This is a genomic window from Aeromonas sp. S18(2024), from assembly GCF_041402525.1.
Taxonomy (GTDB): Bacteria; Pseudomonadota; Gammaproteobacteria; order Enterobacterales; family Aeromonadaceae; genus Aeromonas; species Aeromonas enteropelogenes.
The window spans coordinates 1-15907 of sequence record NZ_JBGLQV010000008.1 but is presented as its reverse complement, the minus strand read 5'-3'; the positions used below and the strand labels follow the sequence as shown (position 1 = coordinate 15907).

Annotated in this window: 14 protein-coding genes and 6 tRNA genes; 12 read left to right on the top strand and 8 right to left on the bottom strand. The window is 58.4% G+C overall.

The genetic code is table 11. From position 1 onward, the window contains the following. Positions 1 to 28: 28 nt before the first annotated feature. The gene (gene dapA, locus ACB034_RS14115; protein ID WP_042026733.1) at positions 29 to 901 is read right to left on the bottom strand and encodes a 4-hydroxy-tetrahydrodipicolinate synthase; all 873 of its coding nucleotides are present in this window, start codon (positions 899 to 901) and stop codon (positions 29 to 31) included. A gap of 301 nt (positions 902 to 1202) precedes the next feature. Between dapA and rsmC the strand changes: the two genes are divergently transcribed. The 8 genes from rsmC to ACB034_RS14075 all read left to right on the top strand — a co-directional run bounded on the left by rsmC (position 1203) and on the right by ACB034_RS14075 (position 6075). Continuing rightward, positions 1203 to 2231, top strand: a complete 1029-nt coding sequence (gene rsmC / locus ACB034_RS14110) for a 16S rRNA (guanine(1207)-N(2))-methyltransferase RsmC (protein ID WP_371173151.1) — start codon at positions 1203 to 1205, stop codon at positions 2229 to 2231. A gap of 151 nt (positions 2232 to 2382) precedes the next feature. Continuing rightward, positions 2383 to 3600: a glucose-1-phosphate adenylyltransferase gene (gene glgC / locus ACB034_RS14105; RefSeq protein ID WP_371173082.1), complete on the top strand. Its 1218-nt coding sequence runs from the start codon at positions 2383 to 2385 to the stop codon at positions 3598 to 3600. Beyond that, positions 3590 to 5050: a glycogen synthase GlgA gene (glgA, locus tag ACB034_RS14100; protein ID WP_371173081.1), complete on the top strand. Its 1461-nt coding sequence runs from the start codon at positions 3590 to 3592 to the stop codon at positions 5048 to 5050. The genes glgC and glgA overlap by 11 nt, the downstream gene beginning before the upstream one ends. A 128-nt stretch (positions 5051 to 5178) precedes the next feature. After that, positions 5179 to 5264, top strand: a tRNA-Leu gene (locus ACB034_RS14095). A 55-nt stretch (positions 5265 to 5319) separates the two neighbouring features. Then, a tRNA-Leu gene (locus tag ACB034_RS14090) sits at positions 5320 to 5405 on the top strand. Positions 5406 to 5450: 45 nt separating this feature from the next. After that, positions 5451 to 5536: transfer RNA gene (locus ACB034_RS14085), tRNA-Leu, on the top strand. A 71-nt stretch (positions 5537 to 5607) separates the two neighbouring features. Then, positions 5608 to 5693: transfer RNA gene (locus ACB034_RS14080), tRNA-Leu, on the top strand. A gap of 109 nt (positions 5694 to 5802) precedes the next feature. After that, positions 5803 to 6075 (top strand): late competence development ComFB family protein, encoded by a 273-nt coding sequence (locus tag ACB034_RS14075; protein ID WP_042070529.1) that lies wholly within the window; start codon positions 5803 to 5805, stop codon positions 6073 to 6075. On the opposite strand, the gene ACB034_RS14070 is transcribed toward ACB034_RS14075, so the two are convergent. Then, a complete protein-coding gene (locus ACB034_RS14070; protein ID WP_124238699.1) occupies positions 6070 to 6279 on the bottom strand; it encodes a hypothetical protein in 210 nt (69 codons plus the stop codon). The two genes, ACB034_RS14075 and ACB034_RS14070, sit on opposite strands and share 6 nt — an antisense overlap. Before the next feature lie 299 nt (positions 6280 to 6578). Here ACB034_RS14070 and nhaC point away from each other — a divergent pair, with 299 nt between their 5' ends. Next, a complete protein-coding gene (nhaC, locus tag ACB034_RS14065; RefSeq protein WP_026456435.1) occupies positions 6579 to 7988 on the top strand; it encodes a Na+/H+ antiporter NhaC in 1410 nt (469 codons plus the stop codon). A 115-nt stretch (positions 7989 to 8103) separates the two neighbouring features. Here nhaC and erpA read toward each other — a convergent pair whose 3' ends face one another. The 3 genes from erpA to clcA form a co-directional block, all read right to left on the bottom strand. Continuing rightward, positions 8104 to 8454: an iron-sulfur cluster insertion protein ErpA gene (erpA, locus tag ACB034_RS14060; protein WP_026456436.1), complete on the bottom strand. Its 351-nt coding sequence runs from the start codon at positions 8452 to 8454 to the stop codon at positions 8104 to 8106. Between the two features lie 84 nt (positions 8455 to 8538). Beyond that, positions 8539 to 9240 carry a DUF6776 family protein gene (locus ACB034_RS14055; protein WP_026456437.1) on the bottom strand — a complete coding sequence of 234 codons (702 nt, stop codon included), beginning with the start codon at positions 9238 to 9240 and terminating at the stop codon, positions 8539 to 8541. Positions 9241 to 9327: 87 nt separating this feature from the next. Next, positions 9328 to 10719 (bottom strand): H(+)/Cl(-) exchange transporter ClcA, encoded by a 1392-nt coding sequence (clcA, locus tag ACB034_RS14050; RefSeq protein WP_371173080.1) that lies wholly within the window; start codon positions 10717 to 10719, stop codon positions 9328 to 9330. A gap of 241 nt (positions 10720 to 10960) precedes the next feature. Between clcA and hemL the strand changes: the two genes are divergently transcribed. Next, complete coding sequence (gene hemL / locus ACB034_RS14045; protein ID WP_225633453.1) at positions 10961 to 12247, top strand: glutamate-1-semialdehyde 2,1-aminomutase; 1287 nt, start codon at positions 10961 to 10963, stop codon at positions 12245 to 12247. A gap of 182 nt (positions 12248 to 12429) precedes the next feature. Beyond that, on the top strand, positions 12430 to 13242 hold the full coding sequence (locus ACB034_RS14040) for a hypothetical protein (protein WP_371173079.1): 813 nt from the start codon (positions 12430 to 12432) through the stop codon (positions 13240 to 13242). Here ACB034_RS14040 and ACB034_RS14035 read toward each other — a convergent pair. Both ACB034_RS14035 and ACB034_RS14030 read right to left on the bottom strand, forming a co-directional pair. Further along, positions 13160 to 14059, bottom strand: coding sequence for a sulfite exporter TauE/SafE family protein (locus tag ACB034_RS14035; protein ID WP_026456441.1), 900 nt, complete (start codon positions 14057 to 14059; stop codon positions 13160 to 13162). The two genes, ACB034_RS14040 and ACB034_RS14035, sit on opposite strands and share 83 nt — an antisense overlap. 287 nt (positions 14060 to 14346) lie before the next feature. Beyond that, the gene (locus tag ACB034_RS14030) at positions 14347 to 15096 is read right to left on the bottom strand and encodes a DsbA family protein (protein ID WP_042070538.1); all 750 of its coding nucleotides are present in this window, start codon (positions 15094 to 15096) and stop codon (positions 14347 to 14349) included. A 196-nt stretch (positions 15097 to 15292) separates the two neighbouring features. Here ACB034_RS14030 and ACB034_RS14025 point away from each other — a divergent pair. Then, a tRNA-Ser gene (locus tag ACB034_RS14025) sits at positions 15293 to 15380 on the top strand. A gap of 436 nt (positions 15381 to 15816) precedes the next feature. Here the strand turns inward: ACB034_RS14025 and ACB034_RS14020 are convergent. After that, a tRNA-Asp gene (locus ACB034_RS14020) sits at positions 15817 to 15893 on the bottom strand. Positions 15894 to 15907 lie beyond the last annotated feature (14 nt).

Genomic DNA, 15907 nt, shown 5'->3' with positions numbered 1-15907 from the left:
CCGCTTTGTTCTGACTATTTGCGATAACTTACAGCAGGTTCAGCTGCTGCATGGCACTGCGAATGCGCTCACGAGTGGCCTCAGAGAGCGGCATCACCGGCAGGCGGCACTCTTCGCTGCAAAAACCGAGCAGGGAGGCGGCGTACTTGGCACCGGCGGGGCTAGGCTCGGCGAACATGGCCTGATGAAGCGGGATCAGCCTGTCCTGCAGCTCGCGCGCCTCCTGCCACTTGCCGGCCAGCGCCAGATTCTGCACCTCGGCCACCAGCTTGGGCGCCACGTTGGCAGTTACCGAGATACAGCCCTGACCGCCACCTATGTTGTAGGCCACGGCGGTAGCATCTTCACCGGAGAGCCAGGCAAAGGGCTTTTTGATCAGCTGACGCTCGACCCAGGGACGGGCCAGATCGCCGGTGGCATCCTTCACCCCGGCGATGCGCGGCAGTTCGGCCAGGCGAGCCAGAGTCGCCGGTTGCACATCGACGATGGCGCGGGGCGGGATGTTATAGACGATGATGGGCTTGGCGGTGGCATCATGCACTGCCTTGAAGTGATGGTAGAGTCCCTCCTGATTGGGGCGGTTGTAATAACCGGCCACATGCAGGGTCGCATCGGCCCCAACCCGCTCGGCATGGAGGGTGTACTCGATCGCTTCGACCGGATTGTTGGAACCAGCCCCGGCGATCACCGGAATGCGCCCCGCCACCTGCTTGACCACCAGCTCCACCACCCGGCAGTGCTCGTCGTGAGTCAGGGTCGGGCTCTCGCCTGTGGTCCCGACCGGCACTATGCCATGGGTACCCTGCTCGACATGCCACTCCACCAGACGCAGCAGCGCCTCTTCATCCAGCTTGCCCTGTCGAAACGGGGTAATCAGGGCAACGATTGAACCTTGAAACATGGGATCTCCTTCTCCTAAATGGCACGCATATGGCAATAAAAAACCCCGGTACGATGTGCGCAACCGGGGTTTGAATGTTCTCAGGGATGAGAGGTTACGCGCGAACGTCGGCAGGCCCGGATTTCAGGCTTTTTTTATGCTTTCGTTTCAACTCGTTGAACCGCATTTCATCATCTCTGGTCAAAAAATGGTGTCTGGGCATATTTCGGGAACACGGCAAAAATGTCAAGGCGAAACCGGCTATGTATAATGGCCGCCCAAAATAGCGTGGAGAGAACCGATGAGCAGCTCTGCTGGAGCCATCAGCCATAAAAATAGTGCCGTCAGCCAGATGCTGGAACGAAACCAAGCCCTCTTTGTCGGCAAGCGGCTACTGGTGTGCGGCGCCCTGGAGGATGACTATCCCCGCCAGCTGGCCACTCTGGCCGACTCCCTGACCGTCTTCACCACGGATTACTGCTACTACCGCAGCCAGCAAAGCGCGCTCAAGGATGCCATCCTGTTCGACCACCAGCTGGGCGGCGCTCCCCGCTTCGATGCCCTACTGCTGCTGATGCCCAAGGCCAAGGCCGAGGCCCAGTATCTGCTGGCCATGATTACACCGCTGCTGGAGGCCGGTGCCGACCTGTTTCTCGCCGGCGAGAATCGCGGTGGCATCAATGGGGCCGACAAACTGCTGGCCCCCTATGGCGAGAAGCCGCTCAAGCGCGATTCGGCCCGTCGCTGTTCCCTCTATCACGGAGAGCTCAGCAAGCCGGTTGCCCCGTTCGAGCTGGATGCCTGGTTCAGCCGTTATGAGTGCAAGGCGGGTGACACCGAATTGACTGTGATGGCGCTGCCGGGTGTGTTCAGTGCGGACGAACTGGATCTGGGCAGCCAGATGCTGCTGGCGACCCTGCCCCCCATGGGCGGCGAGCTGCTCGATTTTGGCTGCGGTGCCGGGGTGATAGGCTCGGTGCTGGCCAAGCGCAATCCCGGCCTTGAGGTCGCCATGGTTGACATCAATGCCTTGGCACTGGAATCGAGCCGCCGTACCCTGGCCATCAACGGCCTGCAGGGCAAGGTGCATGCTTCCGATGTCTACTCCGACATCAGCGGCAAGTTTGACCGGATCGTCTCAAACCCCCCATTTCATGCCGGGCTCAAGACCTTCTACGCCGCTACCGAGACGTTTCTCGCCAAGGCGCCGGAATATCTGCGCCCTCATGGCAGCCTGACCATAGTGGCCAACGCCTTCCTGCGATACCAGCCTATACTGGATACGCACTTCAAGCAGACCGAAACAGTGCGTAGTGATGCCAAATTCAAGGTCTATCTGAGCAAAGTGTAAATAAGTGTAAGTCTTGTCCCGAAAGCGCTAGAGAGCGTCGCACGGGATCTGATAAGGTACTTGAATGGAAACAAAAAACACCCCTTAAGGGGTGTTTTTTTGAAACGAATTGAAAACCTTTTCATCTTGTTTATTCAGGGAGAGACATACGATGGCCGGCATTTTGACCATGATCCTGGCTGGAGGCGAAGGAACCCGCCTGCAGCCTCTCACCACCACCCGCAGCAAGCCCGCAGTCCCGTTTGGCGGGAGTTACCGGCTAATCGACTTTGTCCTCAACAACTTCGTCAACGCCGATTTCCTGCGGATCTACGTCCTGACCCAGTTCAAGTCCCAATCCCTCTACCTGCACATGAAGAAAGGCTGGAACATCGTCGGCATCACCGACCGTTTCATCGACCCCATTCCGGCCCAGATGCGCATGGGCAAACGCTGGTACGACGGAACCGCCGATGCCATCTACCAGAACCTGGGCTTCATCGAACGCGCCGAACCGGACCACGTCTGCATCTTCGGATCCGATCACATCTACAAGATGGATGTGAGCCAGATGGTCGCTTTCCACAAGCAAAAAGCCGCCGCCATGACGGTCGCCGCCCTGCGTATGCCCATTGAGGAGGCCAGCGCCTTCGGGGTGATCGAGGTGGATACCGAGGGACGCATGATAGGTTTTCAGGAAAAGCCCAAGCATCCCAAACCCATTCCTGGCGACTCCACGCAGGCGCTGGTCTCCATGGGCAACTATATCTTCGAGACCGAGACCCTCTGCCGTGAGCTCAAACGGGATGCCACTGAAGAGAACTCCAGCCATGATTTTGGCAAGGATGTGATCCCCAGTCTTTACCCGCGCGCCCCCGTCTATGTCTACGACTACAGCACCAATCTCATCCCGGGCGAGAAGCCGGATGTCTACTGGCGTGACGTGGGAACCCTCGACTCCTACTGGCAGGCACACATGGACTTGGTGGCTGACAATCCCCCCTTCTCCCTCTATAACCGCAAGTGGCCGCTGCATACCCACTATCCGGCCCTGCCGCCCGCCACCTTCATCGACAGTGAAGAGTGCAAGGTCAAGATCGCCAACTCACTAATCTCCGCTGGCTGCTTCATTCAGGGCAGCCAGATCCAGCGCTCCATCCTGGGATTTCGTTGCAACATAGGCCCCTGCAGCCATATCAGTGAATCCGTCCTGCTGGGGGATGTGAAGATAGGGGAAGGTTGCTCCATTCGGCGCGCCATCATCGACAAAAACGTTGAAATTGCACCCGGCACCGTTATCGGTGAAAATCTCGACCACGACAGAGAGCGATTCACCGTATCCGAAGGCGGTATCGTCGTGGTACCTAAGGGAGCAAGAGTTGGCTATTAACCCACTGAAAATCCTGTTTGTTGCCTCGGAAGTTGAGGGGCTGGTCAAGACCGGGGGCCTGGCCGATGTTGCCAGAGCCCTGCCCATGTACCTGGCCCAGAAGGGGCATGATGTCCGGATCATGCTGCCCTTCTACAAGACCATAAAACGGCGGGATGAGGCCAGACTGCTGGCATCCCGCTGGCTGCCAACCCATCCGGGTCTGCCGGATATCGGCTATCGCATCTACCAGATGGATCTGGACGGTGTCTGTGTCTATCTGCTCGACTGCCCGCAGTACTTCGATCGCCCCCAGCTCTACGCCGAAAACAATCAGGCCTATGGCGACAATGGCGAACGTTTTGCGTTCTTGTCTGCGGCCGCCCTGCATGCCTGTGAACAAATAGGTTTTGCCCCCGATATCGCCCACTGCAACGACTGGCACACAGGTTTGCTGCCGCTGCTGCTGAAGACCCGACATGCCCACAACCCCTTCTTCCAGCACACCCGCAGCGTGATCAGCATTCACAATGCGGCGTTTCAGGGAGGTTTTGGTCGCGAGCAGTTCTGGGCTATCCCCGAGATTGCCGATTACGAACGCCGCATCAATTACGACTATGGCCACGTCAACCTGCTCAAATGCGGGGTGCTCTACGCTGACAAGATCAATGCGGTCAGCCCCAACTATGCCCAGGAGCTGTTGACCCACCTCGGTGCCCACGGCATGGCCCACATCTTCCAGCAACGGGCGGCCGATCTGTGCGGCATCCTCAATGGCTGTGATTACAAGGATTGGGATCCCGAATTCGACGAGCTGTTGCCTGCTACATACAGCATCGACAATCTCGCCGGCAAAGGGATCTGCAAGCAGCGCCTGCAACAGGAGGTGGGCCTGCCCGTCTCGGACTTGCCCATCTATGGCATGGTGTGTCGCCTGACCGAACAGAAGGGTGTGCCACTGCTGCTCCCGGCGCTGGAGAAGTTTCTCCACCATCAGGTACAGGTGGTGATCGTTGGCTCCGGCGATCCCGTGCTCGCGGCCCAGTTGCAGACCATGGCCCAACAGCATGCGGACAAGCTGGCCTTCATCAACGCCTATGACGATAGGCTGGCCCATCTGGTGGAAGCGGGTGCCGACTTCTTCCTGATGCCCTCCCTGTTCGAACCCTGCGGTCTCAACCAGATGTACAGCCTGGCCTATGGTACTCTGCCGCTGGTACGTGCCGTGGGTGGCCTGAAAGATACTGTGGTGGACTGGGATGCCAATCCCGAGCATGCCACCGGCTTTTGCTTCAACGATCCGACGGCGGCCATCCTGCTCGATACCATGCGTCGCAGCCTGCTCTACTTCCTGCAGGACAAGGAGCGTTTCGCCAAAGTGCAGCGCAATGCCATGAGCACTCGCTTCAACTGGGCCGACTCGGTGACCCAGTATGAACAGATGTACCAGAGTGCCCTTGGACGCCACTGAGCCATCGGCGTCGGAGAATTGCTGAAGTTTTGTCCCTTTGGCATGGCTTTGAGCGTCAACAGTGAAAAAAGTCCCCTCTGGCTGTTGACGCTCCCCCAAAACTCTATAGAATCCCCCTCCGCAGTGATGCGAAGGTGGCGGAATTGGTAGACGCGCTAGCTTCAGGTGTTAGTGTCCCACGGATGTGAGGGTTCGAGTCCCTCTCTTCGCACCATACTGCAACATGCTCTTATCAGACGGCATGTAAATTCAGACTGATAACCCGATGTGCGAAGGTGGCGGAATTGGTAGACGCGCTAGCTTCAGGTGTTAGTGCCCCCCGGGTGTGAGGGTTCGAGTCCCTCTCTTCGCACCATGCTTTTATCAGACAGCATGTAAATCCAGAATGATAACCCGATGTGCGAAGGTGGCGGAATTGGTAGACGCGCTAGCTTCAGGTGTTAGTGCCCCCCGGGTGTGAGGGTTCGAGTCCCTCTCTTCGCACCATGACTCTGACATGTAAAAACAGAACGATGCGCTCCATCCGCATGTAAAAACCAGCTGGAAAAAATCAGTGTGCGAAGGTGGCGGAATTGGTAGACGCGCTAGCTTCAGGTGTTAGTGTCCCACGGATGTGAGGGTTCGAGTCCCTCTCTTCGCACCATTCATTACGCAAAAGGCCCATCACGAAAGTGACGGGCCTTTTGTTTTTACTCCTTGTTATGACTATGCTTTTGACGATTCCCCGCCTATCGCCATGCCAAGGAACCGTTATGATACTGGATACCGATATTCACAATTTCTACGAACACCTGATGCTCAAGGAGATTGAGAAGCAGGGACTGCAACAGACCCTGAGCAACGATCAGATGGCCGATCTCTGCTGCCTCACCCTCAACCAGCTGCCTGCCCACTACATTCGCCACGATGTCGATATGATCTACTTCCTGACTGACGCCAAGCGGGCCGAGATGGAGAAACAGGTCATCGAGTCCCTCAAGCTGGCCCAGCAGACCATCAAGCAGGCCCCCACCAAGCAATCATAGCCATGGCTGCTGCCAGAGCAGGGTGACGGCCCCCGCCGCCCCAGCCACTGGCAGCAAGATCAACGCAGGCTTCAACCTGGGTTCGAGCATCACCCAGGCCGCCAGCACAAAACCGAGACTCCAGAAGCCATACTCTTTCCCCTGCCCCCAATAAAGCACGGCCAACGCGGCCAGCAACAGGACCCCTCTCAACCCCCAGCGCATCTCTTCTCTCCCCACCAACAATTGATAATAATTATCATCTTCATTTGTTAGTGGTGCAAGCCATTTCAATGGAGTCTCGAATGTCACTCAGCTTGCCAACAGGGCGCTCAAAAATGGGTTATGAGATCAACTAAATTGTGATTTTTTCAATCAATCTTGTGTTTTTGCCAATTCAGTTGGGATTTTATCCCCCCGGATTGTGATAGATTGCGGCCTCTTTTTGGGTTGGCCCCTCGGGATACAGATATCCACAGGACGAGAGGGACCGACCTTGGCGAGCAAGAGTTTAGGAAGTATCTATGCAAAACCAACACAACCAAATCCGACTGCCGAGCATGCTGCAGGTATTTGCCTGCCTGGCCATTTTCCTGGCCCTGGCCTTCTCCTTTACCAGCGTGCTCGACCTGCCGATCCAGCTGGCCCTGTTCATCGCCTGGTTCGTCATCATGGGGCTTGGCATCAAGCTCGGCCATGATTACAAATCCCTGGAACAGGCTGCCGTCGACGGCGTCTCCAAGGGGATGGGGGCCATTCTGATCCTGGTTTCCGTCGGTGCCCTGGTCGGCACCTGGATCGCAGGCGGCATAGTGCCCAGCATCATCTACTTCGGCCTCAAGGTGATACACCCCTCCATCTTCCTGCTGGCGACCCTGATCATCTGCTCCCTCACCTCGCTGGCCACCGGCACTTCCTGGGGCTCCGCAGCCACCGCCGGTATTGCCATGATGGGCATAGGCCACAGCCTGGGCGTTCCGGCACCTCTGGTGGCCGGTGCCGTGCTCTCCGGTGTCTACTTCGGTGACAAGCTCTCCCCGCTCTCCGACTCCGTGGTACTGGCCTCCACCATGTCCAACGTCGACGTGATGGAACACATCAAGGGGATGCTGCCCATCAGCCTCTTCTCCTACATCATCACCGCCGCCCTGTTTACCGTGGTCGGCATGCAGTATTCGGGCAATGTGAGCCTGGAGCAGGTCAACCTGGTGATGGAAGCGCTCGACAAGCAGTTCAACATCACCCCGCTGGCCATCATTCCGGTGGTGCTGGTGCTGGGCCTCCTGGCCAACCGCAAGCCCGCCTTCCCGGTGATCAGCTTCGGCGCCCTGTTGGGCCTGGTGTGGGCCATCGTTTTCCAGGACATGGATCCGGTCAAGGCGATGCACTCCGCCTACAGCCCGTTTGCCATCACCTCCGGTGTCGACTTCATCGACAACATCCTGGGCCGTGGCGGTATGGAGTCCATGTTGGGCTCGGTAGCCGTCATCATCTTCGGTCTGGGTTTCGGTGGCCTGCTGGAGAAGGTCGGTATTCTGGAAGTGATCGCCAGCGCCTTCGAGAAGCGCATCAACGGTGCCGGCAGCCTGACTACCCACACCATAGGCACCGCCTTCCTGGCCAACGTGTTCGGCTCCGCCATGTATGTGTCGCTGATCCTGACCCCCAAGATCATGGCCAAGAACTACGACCGGCTGGGACTGGCGCGCAAGAACCTCTCCCGCAATGCCGAGTTTGGCGGCACCCTCACCTGCGGCATGGTGCCCTGGAGCGACAACGGCATCTTCATGGCCGGGGTACTGGGGGTGGCTACCCTCGATTACCTGCCCTACATGTGGCTCAGCTTCACCTGCATCATAGTGACTATCACCCTCGCCTATCTGGGCAAGGCTGTGAACCGGGTACCGCTGGTCGAGGCGGCCAGCTCCCGCTAATCCAGCACTTTGAACAGGATAAAGGCGCCCTTGCGGCGCCTTTATCGTTATTACCACTCAACCAACAAAAACGGCCCTCGTTGCCGAGAGCCGTTGCATCGAACCGGATTCGTGGTCAGATGGAGAAGCTGGAACCACAGCCACAGGTCGTCGTGGCGTTGGGGTTGGTCACGGTGAAACGCGAACCTTCCAGACCCTCGGTGTAATCCACACTGCCGCCCACCAGATATTGCAGGCTCATGGGATCGATCACCATGGTAACGCCGTTCTTCTCGACCACGGTGTCGCCATCGTTGATCTTCTCATCAAAGGTAAAACCATACTGGAAACCAGAGCAGCCCCCACCCGTGATGTATACCCGCAGCTTGAGCTCCGGATTTTCTTCTTCGGTGATCAGGGTCTTCACCTTGTTGGCTGCCGCATCCGTCATCTGGATTGGCAACGGGGCTTCTGCTACTGCACTCATCACTGACCTCACAACCATTAGATCCACAAACATGGAAACCGCGAAATTATCCAATACCCGACCATTCAGTTCAAGTATTCACCACTACTCTTGTCCGGTGGCGGGCACAGGAGCCGGTGGCGCCGCGACCAGCGGTTTGATCACTTCGCCCCACTCCACCAGCAACTCCTGCGCCGGCTGCCGGCCATCCTTGTTGATAGTGACCCGGATCCGATCCGGCACGAACCCTTCGGGCAACTGCCAATTCCCCTCAAGCAGCTGGAAATAACGCAGGGCATAGCGCCATTCGCTCACCTTCATCCCCAGATCCCGTCCGGTCAGCACTCTGGGCTTGTCACCCTGGCTGCCTTCGACCCGGATCTGCACCTGACCGCGAAACAGCTCGCGCTTCTTGGCAGGCTGCGTCAGGGCCAGACGATAGTGATAACGACCGGGAATGCTGGTCTCCTGCAGGGTGAGGTTATCGATCACCACCCCGACCTGTTCACCGGTGGGGCGCATGATCCGCTCGAAAAACGCCAACTGGCGCTTGAGCTCCTGTACTTGAGCCTCCTGGCTCTTCAGGGTGGTCTGCAACTGCTCGAAGGCGGCCTTCTGGGTCGCCAGCTGGGTATCCTTCACGCCCAGCTCGGTCTTGAGCTGACCGATGGCCTTGCCCTGGCGATCCAGCGTCTCCTGCTGCACCACCAGCAGACTGCTCTGTGCCAACTCTTGTCGGTTACCGACAAAATATCCGATGAGCGCCCCCACGATCAGCACCGCCAACAACTTCAATATCTGGGACATAGGGCCTCTTCTGTTACCACGCCATACGGCTGCCACCTTCCCTTCACTATACGCGACCCAAGCTGAACCGCGATGATATACAAGGAGTTAACTGGTGGTGGCGCCGCTCTCTCCCCGCTTTTGACGCGCGGCGAGCCGTAAAGTTCGCTCCAGGATCTGGGAATAGATGGGGCGACCACCCAATCCCTGCGCCACCAGGGTCGCGCCGACGGTCGTGATCATCATGGGCAGGATCAGCTGATAGTTGTCAGTCATCTCTGTCACCAGCACTATGCCGGTGATGGGCGCACGCACTGTGGCGGCAAACAGCGCCCCCATGCCCGCGATGGCGAAAGCGCCGGGCTCAATGCCAAGATCCGGAAACGCGGAGTGAAAAAGATGGCCGAACACCACGCCAAAGAGAGTGCCGAGGGCCAGGGTAGGGGCAAATACCCCACCAGGGGCGCCGGAGCAGAAGCAGATCAGGGTCGCCACCAGTCGCACCGAGAAGATGAGGAACAGGGTAGCCATCGCATATTCCCCTCCCATCAGGTGGGGGATCAGTTCGGTACCGCCCCCCGTGACAGCCGGAGCAAACAACGACAAGACGCCAAAGGTGCCAGCCACCAGCATGCCAATGGCGACAAAGCGGTGACGTTTGTTCTGGTGCAGCGCCAGATAGCCATCCTGACAGGCCAGCACCAGTTTATTGAAGACAAAGCCGAGCACCCCGAACATGCCCCCCATAAAGAGGAACAGCCAGAGTGCCTTCAGTGCCGGGGCATCATAGTGCGGTAGACTGATGACGGGAGCTTGCCCCTTCATGTTCTGCAGCATCAGGGTGGCCATGATGGCAGAGATCCCCACCGCCTTGATGGCCAGGAAGGAGTAGCGAAACTGCGGCCGCATCTCCTCCATCACGAACAGGATCCCAGCTAGCGGCGCATTGAAGGCGGCGGCAAGGCCGCCAGCCGCCCCGGCGGCCAGCAGAGCATGGCCATGCTCCTTGGGCAGCCGAAAGATATCCGCCACCATCTTGCCAAGGTTGCCACCAATCTGGACCGACGGCCCCTCACGTCCCAGCACCATGCCGGAGCTCAGGGTACAGATGCCGCCGAAGAACTTGACCGGCAACACCCGCCACCAGCGCACCGGGCGCAGATCGTCCATCGCCCCTTCGATTTCGGGAATGCCGGAGCCGCCCGCCTCGGGGGCAAAGGCATGGGTAAGAAAGTAACCGACCAGCCCCAGCAGGGCGCTGAAGCCAAAGCCTAGCAGCCCGAGCTGCCACCATGGGCGATCGGCCAGCAGATCCAGGCGTTGCCCGACCAGCCAATACACCCCAGATTCAAAAAGGCCGCATACCAGTCCCGCCAAGGTGCCGACCAAGGCTGCAAGCAGCAGTACCAGCAAGGGGATCTTGTCTTGCCGGATGATTCGAGAGACGGCTCCCCGAGGAGCTGCATCCGGTTCAGAAGAGGAGAGAGCTTGTTGCGCCATCTTGTTACACCAACTTGAAAAACGACATCGTCAGCGAGCTGAGATCAGGATCACCCGGCGCATTGCTCGGCTGCCCAGGGCTGGGGCTTTCTGCTATAGTCGGCCCGTTAATTTTGTCACGGGTGCAGACCGAGAGTCCGGGTGGCGAGAGCGCAAAGCATACTCCTCATGCCACAACCTGCCGAGCCTCAATCGGCTGCTTTCCCCTGTGTGACGACCAAAATCCCATTAAGGATGATCCATGTCAAAATCAGATCAGCTGTTTGAACAGGCCCGCCAGACCATTCCGGGCGGCGTCAACTCACCGGTCCGCGCCTTCAATGGGGTCGGCGGCACACCCCGCTTCATCGATCACGCCGATGGCGCCTACCTCTATGACGTGGACGGCCAGGCCTATGTAGACTATATCGGCTCCTGGGGTCCCATGCTGCTGGGTCACAATCATCCGGTCATCAAGGCCGCCGTCATCAAGGCCGTCGAGAAAGGGCTGAGCTACGGTGCCCCCACCGAGATCGAAGTGCTGATGGCCGAGAAGGTGCGCCAGATCGTCCCCTCCATGGAGCAGGTGCGGATGGTCAACTCCGGCACCGAGGCCACCATGAGCGCCATTCGCCTCGCCCGCGGCTACACCGGCCGCGACAAGATCGTCAAATTCGAAGGCTGCTACCACGGCCACGCCGACTCCCTGCTGGTCAAGGCCGGCTCCGGCGCCCTGACCCTGGGCCAGCCCAACAGCCCGGGCGTGCCGGCCGACTTCGCCAAGCACACTCTCACCTGTGTCTATAACGATCTGGACTCGGTGCGCGAGGCCTTCACCCAGTACGGCAGCGAGATCGCCTGCATCATCGTCGAGCCGGTGGCTGGCAACATGAATTGCATTCCGCCGGTCCCCGGCTTCCTGGAAGGGCTGCGCGCCATTTGTGACGAGTTCGGCGCCCTGCTGATCCTGGACGAGGTGATGACCGGTTTTCGCGTCTCCCTGCGCGGCGCCCAGGGGCACTACAACATTGATCCGGATCTGACCACCCTCGGCAAGATCATCGGGGCCGGCATGCCGGTCGGCGCCTTCGGCGGCAAGAAGAAGGTGATGCAGCACATCGCCCCGACCGGCCCCGTCTATCAGGCGGGCACCCTCTCCGGCAACCCGGTGGCCATGGCCGCCGGCCTGGCCATGCTGGATCTGCTGCTGGAGCCGGGTCTGTATGATCAGCTGAGCGCCAAAACCGCCCAGGTGGCCGAGGGGCTCAAAGCCGCCGCTGCCAAACACGGCATCCCGCTCGCCATCAACTATGTCGGCGGCATGTTCGGCTTCTTCTTCACCGACGAGCCCGAGATCACCCGCTACGAGCAGGTAACCCGCTGCGACATGGAGCGCTTCAAGCGCTTCTATCACCTGATGCTGGAGGAGGGCGTCTATCTGGCGCCGAGCGCCTACGAGGCTGGCTTCCTGTCGCTGGCTCACGGCGACAAGGAGATAGCACACACCCTGGCAGCCGCCGATCGCTGCTTCGCCAAGCTGGCCGGTTAATCCCCTGCCGATACAAAAAGGGCCCACGAGGGCCCTTTTTGTATTCTTCACCTTTGCGGTGCAATCCTTCCTGACCCGCCCCTCTCCTGCCGCCTTCTGGTGCAATTCCCTCTCCTATCCCTGTCATAAAGCAGGCCCACAATTTGCACATCCAGCTCAGGCCCCATGCAAACGAGGTTCTCATGGCAGAGATGAGCCCCATCGACGTGTTGCGACGCTATCAGGAGTTTGGCGACGAACTGCATCCTCTGTTGCAGGGATTGCTCGAAGCCCCGCTCGCCTCGCTCAAACGCTACTCCTTCATCGTCAGCATCGAACAGTGGCAGGGGGCTGCCGGGATCTTGCCCCCCACGCCTGCCGAATCGGACCGGCTGCATCTGGTCATCCGTGGTCAGGGACGGGCAGTCACCGTCTGCCTGCACCAGCTTATCGCCTGGTTGATGGGCGATGGTGGGCGGCGGCGCGCCATTCCCTGGTTCAAGGGTGTCTACGTGGTATTGAGTGCGGCCCTGTTCCTGATCGTCGCCACCCTCATCTGGCACGGATTGGAGCAGCTTTATCTGCTGTTGTGCGGCACCCGGCAGAATCGGCTTGGCGCCTTCAGCGCCATCATCTTCCTGACCCTGGCGCTGGCGGTGTTCGATCTCGGCAAAACTATTCTGGAAGAGGAGGTGCTGCTGCATAAGGACATCTTTCGCCACAGCGCCATTCGCCGCACCATTACCCGCTTCATCGCCGCCATCCTGATCGCGGTCTCCATCGAGGGACTACTGCTGCTGTTCAAGGGCTCGCTGGGCCAGAGCGAGCTGCTCTGGCCTGCGGTCGGCGTGATGGGATGTGCCGTGGGTCTGCTGCTGGCACTCGGGCTTTATGTTTTTCTCGGGGCCAGAGCCGAGGCCGCCCTGGTGCAGGCTAGCTTGCGTCCGCAACCAGTTGTGGGGAAGGTTGACGACCCGCCCGCCATGAGGCGTACATGGTCCAGGAGGTATAGATGACGATGAAGGCGACCAGCCACTTCAGCATCTCCACATCCATCGACTTAACCAGCATGGCCGCCAGCACCACCCCGATGGGGCCAAAGATGGCAACCGCCAGCACGGCCTTGGCATCAAAGGCCCCCTTGCGGATAAAGGTACCCGCCGAGAAGACGCTCAGTACGGCGGTAGAGCCCATCATGATGGGAAACGCTGCCAGCGGGTTCATGCCAAGCAGGTAGACGAGAGTCATGCAGGGTGCAAACAGACCGATACCGACATTCATCAGTACTCCGAAGAGGAAATTGCCGAGCAGAGCGATCACCAGCTTGTAGCCGCTCAACCCCATCGCCTCTCCCCCCACGGGGAAAAGGCCCAGGAGACCGGCGAAGATGAATCCGGCGACTACGAGAAGAGAGATAGCCATCACCAGCCGCACGGTTTGCCGATCAAACGAGGCAACCCGCCGTGCGCCCCAGGCGGCGCCTGCCGCAGCGGCGACCATCATGCTGAGCAAGGTCAGGGGGTCGACGGCCACTGCGCCGATGAAGATGAGTGATTGGGTCACCGCAGGCAACACACACTGACTGTTGAGGGTGCCGGGCAACAGACGATCGTCGATCAGCTTGAACTGCTTGTAGCAAGCCGTCTTCACCGCGAAGCTGCCAATCCCCAAAGTATCGAGGAAATTGGCAATCCCCCCGATCGCCGCCACAGGCCAGAAGGGGGTGGGCTCGATCGTCCCGTTACGCTTCATTCGCCAACAGGCCTGCACCAGCATGATGACGTATGCCAGACCGCCGACTATAAAAATTAACCGTAAAATTTCAACTAACATATGGGTTTCTCCTGCCACGGGCGGCGATTCTAAGGCAGGCAGCAGGAAAAATCTTGACTGGAATTAAGCAATCCCCCAAATACGCGGCAGTGGGAGCAAATATTCCCGGATAGACGTCGAACGACTCTGCTAATACTTGTTACTGGGGCGAGAGGCCCATCCCGTCGGACGCTGTTATGGTCCTTTCGCGACGACCACCTGTTCCGATGGGCATAATAAAAAGAGGACCGGTAGCAATACCGGCCCTCTTTTTCTATTTCTATCACGGCTGAAGGTGCAAACAGAGCTTACTGAATGCTCTTGCCTTCACGCACATCTTTGATGAAGCCTTTCAGACTCGCGAGATCCCGTGGTGCGCCACGCAGGATCTGATCACCGATAATAAAGGCAGGGGTGCCCGAAATGGCAAGCGCTTCCGCCAGTGCCCGGTTGGTACCCAGATTCTGATCGATGCTGCCATCCTTGAGCTTGGCCTCAACCTTGCTCCAGTTCACGCCTGCCGCCTCAGCCACCTGTTTGACCTGTGACTCATCGGTCAATGGACCCTTGTGCGCATAGAGCTTCTCATGGAAGGCCTGGTACTTGTCTGGCTGTCCCAACTGGACTGCCAGTGCAGCGCGTGCGGCAAAATAGGAGGTTTCGCTCAGGATGGGGAACTGCTTATAGATGTAACGGATATCCTTGTCTTCCGCCATCAGCTGTTTGACCAGCGGGTGGGCGCGCTTGCAGTAGCCACAGTTATAGTCGAAGAACTCGACCACTGTCAGCGAGCCTTTCGGATTACCCATCTCGGGGTCATTGTTACCATAGAGCTGCTTGGCATGAGCCTTGATAAGCGCCTTGTCACTTTCGGCTTGCTGCTGCTCCTGCTTGGCGCGCAGGGCATTGGACATCTCAACCAGTATTTCCGGATTCTTGACCAGATAGTCACGCACGATTTGCTCGACATCGGTCTTGGTCAACTCGCTTGCCTGGGCCGGAGCCGCCAGCAGGGTTACGCCCGCCAAGGCGCAAAACAGGGCATTTTTAATAGTCATAACATTATCTTGCAGAGGATATGATGGTGGCCACTATAGTGGTTGAGTCTGTATTCAAGTCAAGTTATCTGGCTAAAAATGCGATAACCCTACCCTTTTCATCCCTTTTGTCGTGATTTCGTGCAATTAACCAGCGATCAGGCAAGCCAGGGATTTACAAGCAGAAACAGCATGGTAATATTCGCCGCACTGCTGCGGAGGGGTGGCAGAGCGGCTGAATGCACCGGTCTTGAAAACCGGCGATGGGCGACCATCCGTGGGTTCAAATCCCACCTCCTCCGCCATCAATTCGAAGCCCATGCAACTTTGGTTGTGTGGGCTTTTTTGTATATGCTGATACGCTCCCTCTCTCATCTATTTCCCCTTGCCTCAGCAACACCAAACGCAGCAGGCTGCATATCCCATCATTGATGCCCACCACATATCCTCTTCCGAATAATCCATTACCGTTCCCCAGATACACTGCGACATTGACGTAGATAAAGCACTGAGAAGAAGCTTTGTTCACCTAACCCTGCAAGAGAGGAGGCTACTCACGAGCGTGACGGTTCCAGGCTGGAGAAAATAGATCCGCAACGGGAGAAGATAAATTGATAGGGGAAAAACTGCCCAAGGCAATGCTGAATATGACCCTAAGGGCCAGAAGCGAAAAAGGCCTTCCCGTCAGGGGAGGACTTAAAAACAAAAAAAGCCCAGTCAATCGACTGGGCTTCTTGTTAGTGGCGGAGCGGACGGGACTCGAACCCGCGACCCCCGGCGTGACAGGCCGGTATTCTAACCGACTGAACTACCGCTCCGCATTCGGTTAGCT